At 67.9% G+C, this 16,773-nt stretch carries 11 protein-coding genes and 1 other RNA gene; 10 read left to right on the top strand and 2 right to left on the bottom strand.

Going from position 1 to position 16,773, the window contains the following annotated elements:
• Positions 1 to 40: 40 nt before the first annotated feature.
• The gene (locus tag ABQZ00_RS21430; RefSeq protein ID WP_323539067.1) at positions 41 to 922 is read right to left on the bottom strand and encodes a LysR family transcriptional regulator; all 882 of its coding nucleotides are present in this window, start codon (positions 920 to 922) and stop codon (positions 41 to 43) included.
• 226 nt (positions 923 to 1,148) lie between these two features.
• Here ABQZ00_RS21430 and ABQZ00_RS21425 point away from each other — a divergent pair, with 226 nt between their 5' ends.
• Complete coding sequence (locus ABQZ00_RS21425) at positions 1,149 to 2,045, top strand: aldo/keto reductase family oxidoreductase (protein ID WP_323539011.1); 897 nt, start codon at positions 1,149 to 1,151, stop codon at positions 2,043 to 2,045.
• A 209-nt stretch (positions 2,046 to 2,254) separates the two neighbouring features.
• Positions 2,255 to 2,330, top strand: a non-coding RNA gene (locus ABQZ00_RS21420) — sX9 sRNA.
• 120 nt (positions 2,331 to 2,450) lie between these two features.
• Here the strand turns inward: ABQZ00_RS21420 and ABQZ00_RS21415 are convergent.
• The gene (locus tag ABQZ00_RS21415) at positions 2,451 to 3,476 is read right to left on the bottom strand and encodes a hypothetical protein (RefSeq protein WP_323539010.1); all 1,026 of its coding nucleotides are present in this window, start codon (positions 3,474 to 3,476) and stop codon (positions 2,451 to 2,453) included.
• Between the two features lie 117 nt (positions 3,477 to 3,593).
• On the opposite strand from ABQZ00_RS21415, the gene tssK reads away from it, so the two are divergent.
• From tssK to ABQZ00_RS21375, 8 genes are read left to right on the top strand one after another with little or no spacing between them, the layout of a single operon-like run.
• Positions 3,594 to 4,928 carry a type VI secretion system baseplate subunit TssK gene (gene tssK, locus ABQZ00_RS21410; protein ID WP_323539066.1) on the top strand — a complete coding sequence of 445 codons (1,335 nt, stop codon included), beginning with the start codon at positions 3,594 to 3,596 and terminating at the stop codon, positions 4,926 to 4,928.
• Positions 4,929 to 4,932: 4 nt separating this feature from the next.
• Entirely contained in the window at positions 4,933 to 6,198 is a 1,266-nt protein-coding gene (icmH, locus tag ABQZ00_RS21405) for a type IVB secretion system protein IcmH/DotU (protein ID WP_503064307.1), read from the top strand.
• Positions 6,195 to 9,725, top strand: coding sequence for a type VI secretion system membrane subunit TssM (tssM, locus tag ABQZ00_RS21400; protein WP_323539009.1), 3,531 nt, complete (start codon positions 6,195 to 6,197; stop codon positions 9,723 to 9,725). The genes icmH and tssM overlap by 4 nt, the downstream gene beginning before the upstream one ends.
• Positions 9,722 to 10,297, top strand: coding sequence for a type VI secretion system-associated protein TagF (tagF, locus tag ABQZ00_RS21395; protein ID WP_323539008.1), 576 nt, complete (start codon positions 9,722 to 9,724; stop codon positions 10,295 to 10,297). The genes tssM and tagF overlap by 4 nt, the downstream gene beginning before the upstream one ends.
• Positions 10,294 to 11,010, top strand: a complete 717-nt coding sequence (locus tag ABQZ00_RS21390; protein WP_323539007.1) for a PP2C family protein-serine/threonine phosphatase — start codon at positions 10,294 to 10,296, stop codon at positions 11,008 to 11,010. Before tagF ends, ABQZ00_RS21390 begins: the two co-directional genes overlap by 4 nt.
• A gap of 4 nt (positions 11,011 to 11,014) precedes the next feature.
• Positions 11,015 to 14,662: a protein kinase domain-containing protein gene (locus tag ABQZ00_RS21385; RefSeq protein ID WP_323539006.1), complete on the top strand. Its 3,648-nt coding sequence runs from the start codon at positions 11,015 to 11,017 to the stop codon at positions 14,660 to 14,662.
• Complete coding sequence (locus ABQZ00_RS21380; protein ID WP_323539005.1) at positions 14,659 to 15,096, top strand: hypothetical protein; 438 nt, start codon at positions 14,659 to 14,661, stop codon at positions 15,094 to 15,096. The genes ABQZ00_RS21385 and ABQZ00_RS21380 overlap by 4 nt, the downstream gene beginning before the upstream one ends.
• Positions 15,093 to 16,772: a ShlB/FhaC/HecB family hemolysin secretion/activation protein gene (locus ABQZ00_RS21375; protein ID WP_323539065.1), complete on the top strand. Its 1,680-nt coding sequence runs from the start codon at positions 15,093 to 15,095 to the stop codon at positions 16,770 to 16,772. Before ABQZ00_RS21380 ends, ABQZ00_RS21375 begins: the two co-directional genes overlap by 4 nt.
• The last annotated feature ends 1 nt before the right edge of the window (position 16,773 follow it).

Below are 16,773 nucleotides of genomic sequence, written 5' to 3'. Positions count from 1 at the left end.
CGCCTGTTTGGCGACTAGTTCGCCCGCGCCTCGCGCACGCTCAGTCCGGCAGCTGCTTGACGAACTCGATGAACGCCTTGAGCGGCGGCGGGGTGAGAGTGCGATTGGGGTAATACAGGTACGGTCCTTGAAACGGCTGCCACCACGGGCGGAGTACCGGTTCGAGCGCGCCCGAATCCAGATGCGGCTGTAGCCATTGCTCGAACAGATAGATGATCCCGCTGCCTGCGATCGCCGATTGAATGGCAAGCTCGATCCCTCCGCCGATTTCCACCAGCAATTGCCCGCGCGGCACAATGGTGATCACTTCACCGTTGCGCTCGAACTCCCAATCGGCGATCGCACCGCTTGGGAAGCGGGCACGGATGCAGTCGTGGTCGACCAGCGCGCGGGGATGCGTCGGCCGGCCGCGTCGCGTCAGATAGCCGGGCGCTGCGGCGGTGGCGCTGCGCTGCACACGTGGGCCGATCGGGATGGCAACCATGTCCTGCTGCAGCCGCTCGCCGTAGCGAATACCCGCATCGCATCCGGCGGCAACGACGTCGACAAAACTTTCTTCGGTCAGGATCTCCACGCTGATATCCGGATGCGCCGCCATGAACGGTGGAATGATCCGCGGCATCACCAGGTTGGCGGCACTGATCGGCACGTTGAGCCGAAGCGTTCCCGTTGGCGTGTTGCGGAACGCGCTCATCACGTCCTTGGCGCCATCCAGTTCGATCAAGGCAGGCTCGACCCGCGCCAGCAATGCCTTGCCCGCGTCGGTCAGCACGACGCTGCGCGTGGTGCGGTTGAACAGCCGCACGCCGAGCCAGGATTCCAGGCGCTTGATCGCATCGCTGAGGTTGGAGGCGCTGCCGCCTGCGCTCTTGGCGGCCTGGCGAAAACCGCCCGCTCGCGCAACGCGCACAAAGGCGTCCATCTCTGCCAGGCGGCTGCTCATTGTTCGAATTTCCGTACAGGCTGTCCAGTTTGTACCCGATTGTCGCACAGGCGCGGCGCCCGTAGATTGGCCATGTACCTCGCAGGCGAGGTCTTTCATCGCCGCAGTCAACGCGCCGCAGTGGCTCGGTTTCGCAGCGCGTTGCAGCCCCGCTCCCGGGGAGATCCGGCACAGCCATTCCGCTCACGCAAGTCAAGGACATCCCATGCACAGCACAACGCGTCTTGGTGGCAGCTTCACCCTGCCCGGCACACCCCTCAGCCTGAAGCGGGTGGGGTACGGAACCATGCAGTTGCCTGGCCCGCACGTCTGGGGGCCGCCGCGCGACAAGGCTGCGGCGCTGTCGGTTTTACGCCAGGCCATAGCGTCAGGTGCCAATCACATCGATACGGCCGCGTTCTACGGGCCGCATATCGCCAACGCACTGATCCGCGAGGCGCTGCATCCTTACAGCGACGAATTGGTGATCGTCACCAAGATCGGCATCAGCCGGGGAAGCGATGCCTCCTGGAACATCGACCTCTCGCCCGAAAGCCTGAAGCGGCAGGTGCACGACAACCTCGCCAGTCTCGGTCTGGAGGCACTGGATGTGGTCAATTTGCGGCTGGGCGCACCGACGCAGACCGACGAGGGCTCCATCGCCGAGCCGGTTGCGTGCCTGGCCGAGCTGCAACGCGAGGGCCTGGTTCGGCATATCGGTCTGAGCAACGTCACTGCAGGGCAAATCGCACAGGCGCAGTCGCTGGCCAAGATCGTGTGTGTGCAGAACCACTACAACCTGGTCAAACGCGACGATGACGCCTTGATCGATTCGCTTGCGCAACACGGCATCGCCTACGTTCCATTCTTTCCGCTGGGCGGTTTTTCACCGCTGCAGTCCGACCGACTGTCGGCCGTGGCCAAGCAGGTCGGCGCAAGCCCCAAGCAGGTGGCGCTTGCCTGGCTGCTGCAACGCTCGCCGAACATCCTGGTGATCGCCGGCACCTCCTCCGTGCCTCATCTGTGGGAGAACTTCGCGGCTTCCGAGCTGAGCCTGTCCGCAGAGCAGGTGGCAATGCTCGACGGTATTGCGAACGATGCCGAGGCCAGCAGCTCCCCTTAAAAAAATCGGATGCGCCGCCTCCAGTAGCGGGTTCAGAGACTGCAAGATGAGGTGCCATGCGCGTCTTGGTAGCGCGCGTGGCAAACGCCTGCCGCGCTGACGATCACGACGGTGTCAGTGCGTTGCGGGCCAACGGTGGTCTTGCCAAGAGCGGTTGGCAAAAGGACTGTGCTCACCGCCAGGCGGGCGCGGGTGGTGCTCGGTGCGGCATGGTCCACGCGTCCACTCCGCTTCCTCCGCGCCGTCCACACCCAGCTGACGACTGCTCGCGACGTAGTGTTTGCCGCTCTCAGTCGCAGCGCCATTCGAACGCAGGGGCAAGCTCACCGCGACACGCATCGAATCGCCAGCCGCGCTGTTGCTCCACCCGCAGCTGTCGCAATCAGGTCGGGCAACAGCGCGCCATCACGCCGGCCGCCGCCAGCGCGCATCGGCGTCGGCCGACGACGCCTGAAGTTGCGCAGGCCACCTGGCGGGTGCAGGCAGCCGGGCAACCGTATCCAGCCAGGCAGGCGTGAGGCGACGCCAATGACGCAGCGGGCCGCTGCGATGGTGTGCCAGCGCCAGCGTCAGTTCTTCGCGGCTTGGGGAAAGCCCGGCAACGGCAAGTGCGAACGCCGGAAGAATCTCGCGTTCAAAAAACTGTCTACGTGCCCGTCGAAATACCCACAACACCAGCCCCACATAGGCAGTGAACGCGGCAAACGCGATCCACGGGCCAGTCTGTGCAATGGGGACGCCGACGCGTTCGAGCAGGAACTCGATGGGCAGCAGGAGCAGGATCGCGCACGGCAGGCCAAACACCAGTGCCGCCAGTTGCCGCCAATCGAGTTGGGTGGTCGCAAAGCGCTGATGAAGCTGCGGGGACAGCAGTACGAAAGGGGCGTGCAACAGGTCGGCGCGTATCGCCGGATCCAGCGATGCGGCCGAGTCGCGCATCTGCTCCTCGATCTTCAGCCGGCGCGCATGGCGAGCGGCGAACGCCGGCTGCGTGATGTCGATCAATCTGTCGACGGTCTCTGGCGATGACGCGCGTTGGGTGAACCACGCTGGATCGTGCGGGAGCGCTTGCCGGCAGTGTTGGCACACCTGATGTTCATGCGTGTAGGTCGCCGCGCCAAGACGCAGACCAAACATCGACCATGCCAGGCCGACGCGCTGGACCTCGAATGCCCGGGCGGTGCGGCAGATCAAGCAAAAGTCCGCGATAAAGCCGCAGCCTTGCGCGACTGGACGTTTTTCGACAACAAACACCACGATCAAGGCGCTCTCCCCAGCGACGAATTCGCAGCGCATGGCACCTCTGGTGGTGTCTGCTGTGCGGGTGCGCCAGAGCGTACCGATATCTCCGATGGCAGTCGATTGCCTGAGACATTTTGACGGGTGCGCCAGGCAGGTGCGCCGCAGAATCGCTCCATCGACGCGATCCATCGGGGCCTGGCGACTGCAGCCATCGCGATCGCCAGCGGCATGCAACCGACCAACAACATGACGATCGCGCATGGCACGCCGTGCGGTGGCGCGCGGCGTTTCCCTAGCGAGTGGATCATGCAGAACAACAAGGTCGTGTGGAGCGAGGGGCTGTTTCTGCGCCCTCAGCATCTGCAGCAGCAGGAGCGGTACCTGGAGCGCTACGTCGATCTGCGTGCGGCACGCTTGCGGCCGTATGCCTGGGGATTGAGTGAGCTGGAATGGGAAACCGATCTGTTGGCGGTGGGCAAGCTGGGCTTGCGGCGTGCGCGCGGGGTGTTTGCCGACGGCACGCCGTTTGCGATGCCCGGCGACGACCCGCTGCCGATGGCGTTGGAGGTAGACCCCAACTGCCGCGATCAGATCGTGTATCTCACGCTGCCGTTGCGGGTGCCTGCGCAGCCGGAACTGGGGCGCCCGGAATCGCCGGCCGATCAGTTGTTCCGCTACCGCGTACGTGAAACCGAAAGCGGCGACGCGTCGGGCAGCACCAGCGAGGCGGTGCTGATGGAAGTCGGCGGGCTGAGTACGCGTCTATTGCCGCAATCGCAGCCACTGGACGGGTTGGACCGCATCGCAGTGGCACGCATCATCGAGTCGCGCTCGGACCGTCAGGTGATTCTCGACCCGCACTTCATTCCCAGCGCGATGGTGTGCCAGGCCGCCTCAAGGCTGACCACGTTTCTGACCGAACTGCTTGGCTTGTTGCATCAGCGCGGCGAGGCGTTGGCGGCGCGGGTCACGCTCACCGATCGCGGCGGCGCTGCCGACATCGCCGATTTCCTGCTACTGCAAGTGGTCAACCGCTGGCAGCCGCAGATTGCGCATTGGGCTGCCGCACCGCTGGCGCATCCGGAAGAACTGTTCCGTGCGCTGGTGGCGCTGGCCGGCGAACTCAGCACATTTACCGCGCCGGGCAAGCGCCCGCCGGCATGGCCGGCCTATCGGCACGAGGCGCAGCAGGACAGCTTCGAGCCGGTGATCGGCGCACTGCGCTCCAGTCTGAGCGGGGTACTCGAACAGACCGCTACCCCGTTGCCGATGCAGGCACGCAAATTCGGGGTGTGGGTGGCGATGGTGCCCGACCCGACCTTGCTGGACAGCGCCGCGTTCGTGCTTGCCGCAAAAGCCGACATGCCCAGCGAAGAGTTGCGCCGGCAGCTGCCTGCGCACGCCAAGATCGGGCCGGTGGAGCAGATCCGCGATCTGGTCAATCTGCAGTTGCCCGGCATCGTCGCAACGCCGATGGCGGTGGCCCCGCGGCAGATTCCGTACCACGCCGGCTATCTGTATTTCGAGTTCGACAAGAGCGCCGCGTTGTGGCGAACGCTGAAGACCTCTGGCGGCATCGCATTCCACTTCGGCAGCGAATTTGCCGGGCTGGACCTGCAACTGTGGGCGATCCGGAGTTGAACGCATGAGCCGTCCCGTTACCGACTTCGATGCCGCGTTGGTCGCGCCGCCACCGGCCAACCCGGTCGCTGCCGAACCGGTCGCTGTCGAAGACGCCGACATCAGCGAGCTGCTGGGCCGCAGCGTCAACCCGTTGGTGCAGGCGGCCACGCCGCTGTTGCTGCTGGCCGTGCAATTGCGCCACAGCGCACAACTGCCCGATGTGGCCCGTCTGCGCGAGCAGGTGATGGCGCAGATCCGCCGCTTCGAGCAACGCGCCCGCGATGGCGGCGCGCCGGTTGAAGCGGTCACCGCCGCGCGTTATGTGTTGTGCGCCTTGCTCGACGAGGCGGTGCTCAATGCACCGTGGGGCGAGCGCAGCGGCTGGTCGCAGAAGACCTTGCTGGTGGTCTTTCATAGCGAATCGTACGGCGGCGCCAAGTTCTTCCAGATCCTGGAGCGGCTCTGCGCTGATGTGCCGCGGCATCTGGACCTGATCGAGCTGATGTATCTGTGCCTGGCGCTGGGCTTCGTTGGCCGCTATCAGATCGAAGCCGGCGGGCTGGCCAAGCTCGGCGACATTCAGGACGACCTGTTCCGCCGTATCCGCGCCGCGCGCGGTGCGGCGCCGGAGAGTCTGGCGCCGCATTGGCGCGGGGTGGAAGACCGTCGCCGGCTGGGTCGCTTCTTGCCGCTGTGGGCCGCTGCGCTGTTGGGGCTGAGCGTGCTGGTGGTGGCCTTCGTGTGGATGCAGACGCGCTTGAACGCCTTGTCGGCGCCGATCAGTGCGCAGGTCGCGCAATGGGGGCTGGCGCCAGCCACGCCGCCGGATGCAACCCCGTTGCCGCCGCCGCAGGTGCGCCTCAAACAATTGCTGTCGACCCAGGAGCGCGCCGGTCTGCTGAGCGTGGATGAGCAGGCCGATGGGCAGACGCGCGTGCGCTTGAGCAGCGCGGCGATGTTCGCCTCCGGCGGCGTCGAGGTGGAGCCGGATCAACGTGGTCTGATCGCACAGATCGCTGCGGCAATCGATCAATTGCCGGGCCGGGTGATCGTGGTCGGGCACACCGACGATGTGCCGGTGCGCTCGCTGCGCTTTGCCGACAACTACGCCTTGTCGGGCGCGCGTGCCGACGCGGTGGCGCAGCTGTTGCGCACGCATCTGCGCACGCCGGGGCGGGTGGAAGCGCTGGGCGCCGGCGACTCGCAACCGGTGGCGCAGCCACTGCAATTGCCGGCCAATCGCGCGCGCAATCGCCGCGTCGAGATTCTGTTTCAGCCTGGGGAATGACGATGAAAACGCTGTTGTCCAAGCTGAGTGCCACGTTGGTGGTAAGCGTGCTGGCGCTGTGCCTGCTGTCGTTGCTGTTGTGGGTGGGCGGGCCGTATGTCGCCATCGATGGCTGGAGCCCGCTGACCGGTGTGGCGGCGCGGCTGTTGGCAATCGTGACGTTGATCGGTGTGTGGCTGGGGGTGTTGGCATGGCGGCGTTGGCGCGCGCAGCGGCGCGCCGGCAGTTTGTCCAGCGCATTGGCCGCCCCGGGGCGCGATGACGACCGCGAACTACGCAGCGGGCAGGAGCGCGCGCAGCTGCAGGCGCGCTTTCAGCAAGCCATTCAACTGTTGCGCAAGCGACGCGGCGGCAGCGATCTGTACACGCTGCCGTGGTATGCGCTGATCGGCCCGCCCGGCTCGGGCAAGAGCACCTTGCTGCAGCATTCCGGCCTGCAGTTTCCGCTGGCCGCGCGCATGGGCGATGCCGCGCTGCGCGGAGTGGGCGGCACTCGCGATTGCGAATGGTGGTTCACCGACGAAGCGGTGTTTCTGGACACCGCCGGGCGCTACACCACGCAGGATTCCGATCAAGCCGTCGATGCCGGCGCCTGGCGCGACTTCCTGCGCCTGCTGCGGCGCCATCGCCCACGCCGGCCGCTCAATGGCGTGCTGGTGACCATGAGCATGTCCGACCTGTTGCTGCTGGACGATGGCGAACGCGACACGCACATGCAGGCGATCCGGCGCCGCCTGGACGAGCTGGCCGAGCAGCTGCAGGCCAGCGTGCCGGTGTACCTGATCTTTACCAAATGCGATCTGGTCGGTGGCTTTGGCGAGTTCTTCGACGATCTCACGCCTGCGCAGCGCAGCCAGGTCTGGGGCATGTCGTTTCCGCTGGCGCACACGCTCGATGGCCGCGCCGCGCGTGGTTTTGCCGACGAATTCAACCTGCTGCAGCAGCAGCTGAGCGCACGCCTGTTCGAGCGCCTGAATCTGGAGCGCGACCGTTTGCGGCGTGCGGCGATCCTGTCGTTTCCGCAGCAGGTCGCCGCGCTCGGCGAGCGTGCACGGCAGTTTGTCGAAGGCACCTTTGCCGGCAACGCCTACGGGCCGGCACCGCTGCTGCGCGGGGTGTACTTCACCTCCGGCACGCAGGAAGGCACGCCGATCGATCGCATGATGGGCGCGGTGGCACGCACCTTCGGTGTGGACGATGCGCGGGTGCATGCCCCGGGCGCGCAACGCCGCACGTTCTTTGTCGAGCGATTGCTGCGCGAGGTGGTGCTGCGCGAATCCGGGCTGGCCAATACCCCGCCCACGCAGCAACGCCGCATGGCGTGGTTGCAGGCGGCCGCCTATGTGGGCGTTGCGGTGTTGAGTGGTGCGCTGCTGGCCGGGTTGAGCGTCAGTTATCTGGGCAATCGCGCCTATCTCGAACAGGTAGGTCAGGCGCTGGATGCACGCCCGGCAGTGCCAGATCCCAATGCCGCCACCGCCATGCCCGAGTACGTGACGCGCACGCTGCAGCAGGCCGCGGCCACGCAGGCGGTGGTGCGGGTGGCACGGCAGTACCACGCGCACACGCCGTGGTCGCTGCGGATGGGATTGTTCCAGGGCGCCGCGCTTGGCGATGAAGTGCAGGCCGGCTATCTGCGCCAGCTCAATGCCACCTTGTTGCCGGCGCTGGCGGTGCGCTTTCGCAATGGTCTGGTCGACAACGCGCAGGCGCCGCAGGCGTTGTACTACACGCTCAAGGGCTACCTCATGCTCGGCCAGCCGCAGCATCTGGATGCGGCACAACTCAGCGCGCTGGCGGCCATCGAGGCCGGCAAACTGTTTCCGCACGACGTGGCGCAGCAACAAGCGCTGAGCACCCAGTTGCAGGCCTTGCTCGATGCGCCCGAGCGCGTGCGTGCGCTGTCGCTGGACGGCGAGCGCATCGCACAGGCGCGCGCCAGTCTGCGTGCGGCCGATCTGTCGACGTTGATCTACGGCAACCTGCTGCTCACGCCGCCGGCCGGCACCCCGCTGCGGTTGGACAAGGCGTTGGGCTTGCTTGCCGATACCTTCGTGCGGCGCAGCGGCACCGCGCTGTCCACCGCGGTGCCGGCGCTGTACACCCAGCCGGTGTTTGCCGGTCTGCAGCGCGATGGCATCGGCCAGGCGGTGGAGCGCTTCGGGCACGACGATTGGGTGTTCGGCGGCGCGCCGTTGGATGCAGCCGCCAAGGCCGCGTTGGTGCGTGAGGTGGGCCAGCGCTACGCGGCCGACTACATCCGCTACTGGGATGCGCTGCTGGCCGATCTGCAATTGCGCCCGGCCGCCGATCTGGCCGCTGCCAGCGCAACTGCCGCCAAACTGGCCGGCCCCAGCTCGCCGCTGCGGCTGTTGCTCGGTGTGGTCGGCGAACACACCCAGGCGATGGACCGCGCACCGCCGGCAGACCCTGCGCAGCGCGCCATGGCTGCAGCGGCGGGCAAGGCGGCTGCCAAGGCCAACGCGGCAGCGGCAAAGCTGCCGGGCGGCGCGGCGATGAGCGCGGCGTTGGCCACCCCGGCCGACCCTGCCGCCGCCAACGCACCGGTGCCGGGCGCGGCGATCAGCGAGCACTTTCTGGCGCTCAACGCGCTGACTGCCGGCGCACCGGGCGCCACGCCGCTGGATCATCTGCTGAGCGTGCTCGATCAACTGGGCAAGCAGTTGCTGGTGGTATCGCAAGGCGGCGGCGATGCGGCGGCTGCCAACGCGCAGCTGGCAGTGGCCCGGCAGGAAATGGCGCAGCTGCCGCCACCGGTGACCGACTGGTTGCAAACCCTGGCCGGCAGTAGCGCCACCTTGATGACGCAGGGCGCACGCGCCGCGCTGGATGCGCAGGTGCGCCAATCGGTGGGCGAGGTGTGCAGCGATTTCGTGCGCGGCCGCTACCCCTTCGATCCAACGGCGCAGGTCGATATCCCGCTGCAGAATTTTGGCGAACTGTTCGGTACCGGCGGGCGCCTGGATGCGCTGTACACCGGCACCGTGCAACCGCTGCTGGACACACAGACGCCGCAATGGCGCTGGAAACAAGGCCCGGATGCGGTGGTCGGCGCGCCTGGCCTGCCCGTACAGCTGCAACTGGCACAGCGCATCCGGCAAAAATATTTTCGCGGCGGGCCCACCCCGCAGATCGGCTTCACCGTGCTGGCGCCCACGCTGGGCGAGGGCGTCACCCGGCTGACGTTGGACATCGAAGGCCAGCGCTACGACTACCAACCCGGTGCGGCGCAGAGCATGCCGATGATCTGGCCCGGACCGGTGCCGGGGCATGTCTCGATTGCCGCCTTCGGCGCCGATGGCGTGGCGCTGGGCACGCTCGACTATCAAGGCGACTGGGCGCTGTTTCGCGCGCTGCAGGCCGGGCATCTGGAAAATCCGTCCGATCTACGCTTCGTCGCCAGCTTCGCGCTCGGTGGCCACGACGTACAGGTGCCGCTGCGCGCGGGCAACCTGCGCCATCCATTTCTGGACAGCGACGTCCAGCAGTTTGCGTGCGGCGGATGAACATGCCGGCGACCGATCAGATCGGCTTCCACGGCAAGTTGCCCGGCGTGGGCGACTTCGTGCAGAGGCGCTTGCCGGCCAGCTTCGTGCAGCCGTGGGACGTACACTTTGCCAGCTGCCTGGACACGGTGCGCCAGCAGCTCGGCGAGCGCTGGCCCGGTGCGTATCGCAGCAGCGGCTTGCGCGCGTTCGCCCTGGGGCCGGGCGTCTGCGGCCCGCAGGCCTGGGCCGGCGTGCTTGGCCCAGGCGAAGACCGCGTGGGGCGTTGCTTCCCGCTGGTCGTGGCGATGCCGTTGCCGCATGCCTGCCTGCCCACACACGCCTGGTTTGGCGCGTTGGCGGCGTGCCTGGGCCGTGCACTGCGCGCACGCGCCGATGCGGTGAGTTTCGACGCCGCCGTGCGCGCGCTCGCGGTGCCGGCCACGTCATCCACCACGCATGCACCGGCGCACGGCCAGTCGCTGTGGTGGCCACTGGGTGGCGCTGTGCAGGCGCTGGACGGCCTGCCCGCAGCCGAACGCTATCTGGACTGGCTGCTGGCCGATGCGGACATCACCGAGGTGACCCGATGAGCGCGTTCTATCAATCGGCCGGGCACACCGAAACCGGCAAGGTGCGCCGGCTCAACGAAGACGCGCTGCTGCTGCGCGACGACGCCGGGTTGTGGGTGGTGGCCGACGGCCTGGGCGGCCACAGCGCCGGCGATTACGCCAGCCAGTTGCTGGTGCAGCGGCTGGGCGCATTGGTGCGCCCACCGGACCTGTGCGACTTTCTCGACGCCATCGACGACACCCTGGCGCAGATCAACGCCGAGCTGCTGCAGGTTGCGCGGCAACGCCGCGTGGACATGATCGCCACCACCGTGGTGGTGCTGGTGCACGACCCGGATTTCATGCTGTGCGGCTGGGTCGGCGACAGCCGTATCTATGCGCAACACGGCGGCCCGCTACGCCAGCTCACCCGCGATCACGTGCACGGCGTGCGCGAGGACGTCACCCAGTTCGGCAGTGCCCAGGCCGCCGCCGCCGCGGCCGGCGTGCTCACGCGTGCAGTGGGCGCGCAGGAGCCGTTGTTTGTCGATTGGGTGCTGCTGCCGAGTCTGCCGGGCACGCAATTTTTGCTGTGCAGCGACGGCATCAACAAGGAAATCCCCGACCCGGAGCTGGATGCCGAATGCCATCGCTTCGGCGATCCCCGCGCGTTGCTGGCGCGGTTGTTCGAACTGGCGATGGGCAGGGTGGCGCGCGACAACGTCACCGCCGTCGTCGTCCGCCTGCAGGAGTGAGCGCATGCACCAAGACACTGCCACCGTGACCGAACTGGTCACCGCCATGCGCACCGGCGCATTGAATCTGGAGGCCGTGCTGGCCGCGCTGGGCAAGCGCGCGGCCGTGCCGGATGCCGAATACCGCGACGGTGTGGAAACGCTGTCGCAACTGCAGCGCCAGCAACTGCTGGACGATGTCACTGTCACCACCTTGATGCATCGGTTGGATGCCTTGCACGCTGTCGCATCGCCAGCGTCGCCAGCGGACGACGACGCCACCGTGGTGATGCCGCGCCGCGCTGCGGCGCCGGTCGAAGACGACATCACCCGCGTTCAACCGGCGCAGCCGCTGCCCGGCGATGTGCCCAGCCTCACCAGCCTGGGCCTGGGCACCCAGATGGGCGTGGGCACGCAAACCGGCACCGGCACCGCAGGCACCGCCAGCCTGTCCAGTTGGCAACACCTGGCCGAGGCCGCCGGCGGCGACCACGCCAGCGTCGGCAGTTTGCTCAAGGGACGATTCTTGCTGGAACGCGAACTCGGGCGCGGCGGCATGGGCGTGGTGTATCTGGCACGCGACGAGCGCAAGGTGGAAGCGCGCGACCGCGACCCATGGCTGGCCATCAAGGTACTCAGCGACGAATTCCGCCGTCATCCCGATTCGCTGGTCGCGTTGCAGCGCGAAGCGCGGCGCTCGCAGAAGCTCGCACACGACAACATCGTGCGGGTGTACGACTTCGACAAGGACCGCACCCTGGTCTTCATGACCATGGAGTACATCGACGGCAGCGACCTGAAAACGTTGATCCGCGAGCAGGCCTATAACGGCATGCCGCTCAAGCAGGCGTGGCCGCTGATCGATGGCATGGGCCGCGCGCTGATCCGCGCGCATGCCGCCGGCGTAGTGCATTCGGACTTCAAACCCGGCAACGTCATGGTCACCCGCGAGGGCATGGCCAAGGTGTTCGACTTCGGCATCGCACGCGCCGGCAAACACGCCGCCGATGTGTCCGGCGAACAGACCGTGTTCGATGCCGCCACGCTCGGTGCGTTGACGCCGGCCTATGCCAGCCTGGAAATGATCCGCGGGCAGGCGCCCACCCCGGCTGACGATCTGTATGCGCTGGGTTGCGTGTGTTTCGAACTGCTCACCGGCAAGCACCCGTTCGACAAACTCAGCGCCGAGGTGGCGCTGCGCGATGGCCGCCGTCCGCCGCCGGTGCCTGGCCTGACCCGACGCCAATACGCCACGCTGTGCGCCGCCGTCGCGTTCCCCGCCAGCCAGCGTCTCAAGCGCGTGGATCAGTTGCTCGATGGCCTGCGCCAGGTGCCGCTGCGCGAACGCGCACTGCCCATGCTCGGTTACGGCGCCGCCGCGCTGGCGGTGCTGGGCGCAGGCGGGTGGGGCGTGCAGCGCTACCTGCATCAGCAGCATCTGGCCGAGGTGGTCGCCCGCTTCGGTGCGCAGGACCCGCAGCGCTATCGCGACGAAACCCAGGCCATGCAGGCGCTGTCCAGCCTGGAGCCGGACGACCGCCGCCGCCTGCTCACCGACCGCAGCGATCTGATCGAAGATTTCCTGCTGCGTCGTCTGGATGCAGTGTGGAATCCGGCCAACGGCCGCAACGATTATCGCGGCGCGTTGCAGGTGTTTGCGCTGCGCGACCGGCTGCGGCTGTATTCGCCGTCACTGGATGCGCGCCGGCAGACCATCGAGCGCGAAAAGAACGAGCGCCTCAACGCGCTCGACACCACGCTCAATCGCCAACTCGACGCCGGTCTGCTGTTCCGCAATCAGGCCGACAACGCGCTGGCCACGCTCGACCAGGTGCGCCGCATCGACCCGGCCAGCAGTCTGTTGCATCACGCCGCGCTGGAAGTGCGGCTGGATGCGGCCATTGCACAGGCGGTTGCGGCAGGCCAGCTCAGCACCGCGCGGACCGAGAGCGATCAGGCACGTGCGGCCTTTCCCGACTCGCTGCGCCTGCAGTTGCGCAGCGCCGAGGTTGCAGTGGCCGAACAGCAAGCCCGACGCACGCCGGTGGCTGCGGCGCCGCGCGATGCCGCTGGCGCACGTCAAACGCTGGCCGCCGCGCTGGCCCAGCCCGGCACCGATGCGGCGTGGCGCGACCGCGTGACTGCGGCATTGGCCGCCCTGCCGGCGGCCGAGCGCAGCACGCAACAGGGCGCAGTAGCCGAAGCCATCGCGGGCCTGGTCGCCGCCCAGTCCGACCCGGCGCAACTGGCGGGCGCGCAGGCACTGGTCAGCTTCGGTCTGCAGCTGGCACCGCAGTCCGGCGCGCTGCTGGCGCAACGCACGCGCCTGCACACCTTGGAGCAACAGCTGCAGCAGGCGCTCGCCCGCGAAAGTGCCGAGGCCGAACTGGCCGGTCGGGTGGAGTCGCTGCGGCGTGCCGCCGCCGCCAACGATCTGGGCAAGACCGGCGATGCGTTGGCGCGTATCCGCGTGCTGCAGCCCAACCATCCGTTGCTGCGCAGCGAGGGCCCGCAACTGCTGTCGCAGGTGTATCGCAACAACGCCAGCGATGCCTTTGCGCAAGGACGCTATGCGCAGGCCGCCGACCTGCTTGCCCAGGGGGTGCAGACGCTGGGCCAACGCGTCGAGCTACGCAGTGCGCAGGCGCGTTATGCCGTCGCCGCCGCGGTAATGGCTGCTGGCACCTTGCCGGCCGCCGAGCGCCAGCAACTGGGTCAGCGCCTGCAGGCGCTGTATCGCAGCGATGCCACCGCGATGGCGCAACTGGAAGCGCAGATGAAAGCCGCCGGGCAACTGCCCGAAGGCGCGTTGTCCGCGCGGCTGCAACGTGCGCCTGGCGTCGATGCGCCCGCATCCGACAGCGTGCCCGCCGGCAGCGCTACCGACGCACCGGCTGCCGCGTCGCCACCAAAATCGACGCGCGGCAGATCCACCGCCAAGCCCACCACGGCCACCACCGGTGCGGCCCGCAGCACCATGGCCGCTGCCGCACTGCCCACCAGCGTGGACGACGCCGCCCTACCGCCGGTGCCGACCGGCCCGGACCCATGCGGCGGTGCCGGCCTGCCCGGCCGTGGCGCGGCCTGTTTCGACACGCTGGGCGACACCCGCGGCCCGATGCTGGTGGTGGTGCCCGGCATCGACGGCGGCACGCCGTATGCGTTGTCGCGCGGTGAAGTGGCGGTGGCCGATTTCAACCTGTTCTGCCAGGCCACCGGCCGCTGCACCGCGCAGGCCGCCAGCACGCCCGAGCTGGCGCGCGCGCCGGTGCGCAACATCAGCCTGACCCAGGCCCGCGCCTATCTGCGCTGGCTGACCATCGGCAGCGGCGGTTGGCGCTACCGCCTGCCCAGCGATGCCGAATGGCTGCATGCCGCGCAGGCTGCCAGCAATTGGCGGCAAGCCGAAGACAGCAACTGCGTACCGCCCACCGCCAGCGCCACCGATGCGGTGCGCGCACCGGTGTCGGCGCGCGGCCGCGATGCCAACCCGTGGGGGCTGATCAACCTCACCGGCAATGTGTGGGAATGGGTCTCCAGCGGCGCCGGCGTGCAGGCGCGCGGCGGCAGCTTTGCCAGTTACTGGTCCGATTGCACCGTGCAGGCCAGCCGCGCCGACAATGGCTCGGCGCAGCCGGACGTGGGCTTTCGCGTGCTGCGGGAGCTGCCATGAGCGGCAGCACGCAGCACCCGGCCAACGCCCAGCTGCATGCGCTGGCCCAGGCGCACCAGCTTGGCCAGATCGATCGCGCTCAGTACCGCGCCCGTCGGCGCAGCGTGCTGGACGCCGCCCGCCAAGCGCAGGGCGCGACCTTGCGCAACCCGCAGCCGCGGTCGCTCGACGACCGCTCCAGCCCGCCCTTTCAGCATGATCGCGCCAGCCGATTGCGCAGGCGTGCCACGGCAATTGTCGTAACGGTGACCGTCGTCGCATTAATGTTGCTAACATTCCATAAATGTACGTCCGGGTTCGACCGGCGTTCAGTCAGGGGCGAGCGCAACCATGCCGATCGCCATGCGAGTGTGCACACGTCCGCATGCGCAGCACGGTACGTCGGGCATGCGCAACAACGGATGTTTTCAGGGGTAAGTGACGTATGCGTATGACGTGTCTGGCCGCGGCGGTGTCTGCGTGCCTGTTGCTGGCCGCACCTGCGTGGGCGCAGGACCACAGCGCCTCCGATGGCGCGCCCGCAGGCGGCGCCGCGCTGCCGGCGATGAAGGACCGCGGCGATGCCGTTGTCACCTTGCCGGTACGCGGATTCCGCGTGCGCGATGTGGGCACCTATCCGGAGGCCGGCATCGACCCGGCGCGCGTGCAGGCGGTGGCCGATGCCGCGTTCGCCGCGTTGGCGCAAGGCCAGCCGGTGGTGGCGCTGCGCTTCGACCAGCTGCAGGCGGTGGCCGACACCGTCACCCGCGCCTATCGCGAAGCCGGCTTCATCGTCAGCACCGCCTACCTGCCGGCGCAGACGCCCGGCCCGGACCAACTGATCGAGATCCGCGTGCTCGAAGGCCGCATCGGCCAGGTCACCGTGCAAGGCGCCGCGCGTTATCGCGGTACTACCTTGTCGGCGCCGCTGCGCCAGTTGCAGGGCCGCCCGCTGCGCAAGCAGGACGTGGACACCGCGCTGCTGTACGCGCGTGATCTGCCGGGCGTGTCGCTGTCGTCGGTGCTGCAACCGGGCCAGAACGCCGGCGAAACCGATGTGGTGCTGGTCGCCAGCGAAGCTGCGCGCCCGTATGTGATCAGCCTGGGCGGCAACAATTACGGCACCGAACTCACCGGCCGCTATCGCGCCCAGGCCGGCATCACCTGGAACAGCCCGTTGGGCTTGGGCGACGTGTTCGCCGCCAACTACGCCTACTCGCTGTCGCCGCGGCAGAGCCAGATCGGCGCGTTGTCGTATGCGTTGCCGGTGGGGCAGGTGTCCGGCCTGAGCGCGGTGGTCGGCGCCAGCCGCAGCGAGCTGGAGGTACGCAACGGCGTGTTCGCCCGGCTCGGCCTCAAGGGCCCCACCTCGGTGGTGTATGCCGGCGCAGACTGGAAATTCATCAATCACGATCTGCTGCAGCTGCAAGGTTCGGCGCGGTATCTACGCGAAAAATCGCGGCTGGATGCCGCCGGCATCACGCTGTCGGACCAATCCTTCGACGTGGCCGAACTCGGCGTCTCGCTGCGCCGCACCGATCTGCGCTGGCGCGGGGTGGACCTGCTGCAGCTCAGCGTGCGCCAGGCCCTGCGCGATGGCTCGGCCGACCCGGATCTGGTCAGCCCCGACCGCGACAGCCACTTCACCCTGACGCGGCTGTCGTACACGCGCCTGCAATACCTCACCCGCACCCAACGCCTGTACTTCAAGTTCAGCGGCCAATACAGCAGCGACACGCTGGCGCCGCTGGAGCAATTTGCGGTGGGCGGGCCGGACAGCGTGCGCGCCTATCCGGTGTCCGATGCACTGGGCGATCTCGGCTATTACACCGCGCTGGAATATCACGTCGATGCGCCCGGTTTTGCCGATGCCGCCTCGCCGTTCAATGGCCGGCCGTGGCGCGAGCTGCTGGAGCTGGACGTGTTCGCCGATCACGCCCGCGTGTTTGCGGCCAATGGCGTCGCTGCACCGACCAGCTTCGACGCCGCCGGTGTCGGCTTCACCTTCCGCTTGCCGCACTACGCCAATTTCGAATGGCGCCTCACGGCCGCCCTGCCGACCGGACGCCGCAATGCGTCCGATGGACGCGACGACGCCCGCATCTACACGCGTTTCGGCTTCACTTTCTGAG

This window comes from Xanthomonas sp. WHRI 10204 (assembly GCF_040202875.1).
Taxonomy (GTDB): domain Bacteria; phylum Pseudomonadota; class Gammaproteobacteria; order Xanthomonadales; family Xanthomonadaceae; genus Xanthomonas.
This window is presented reverse-complemented; position numbering and strand designations above follow the sequence as displayed.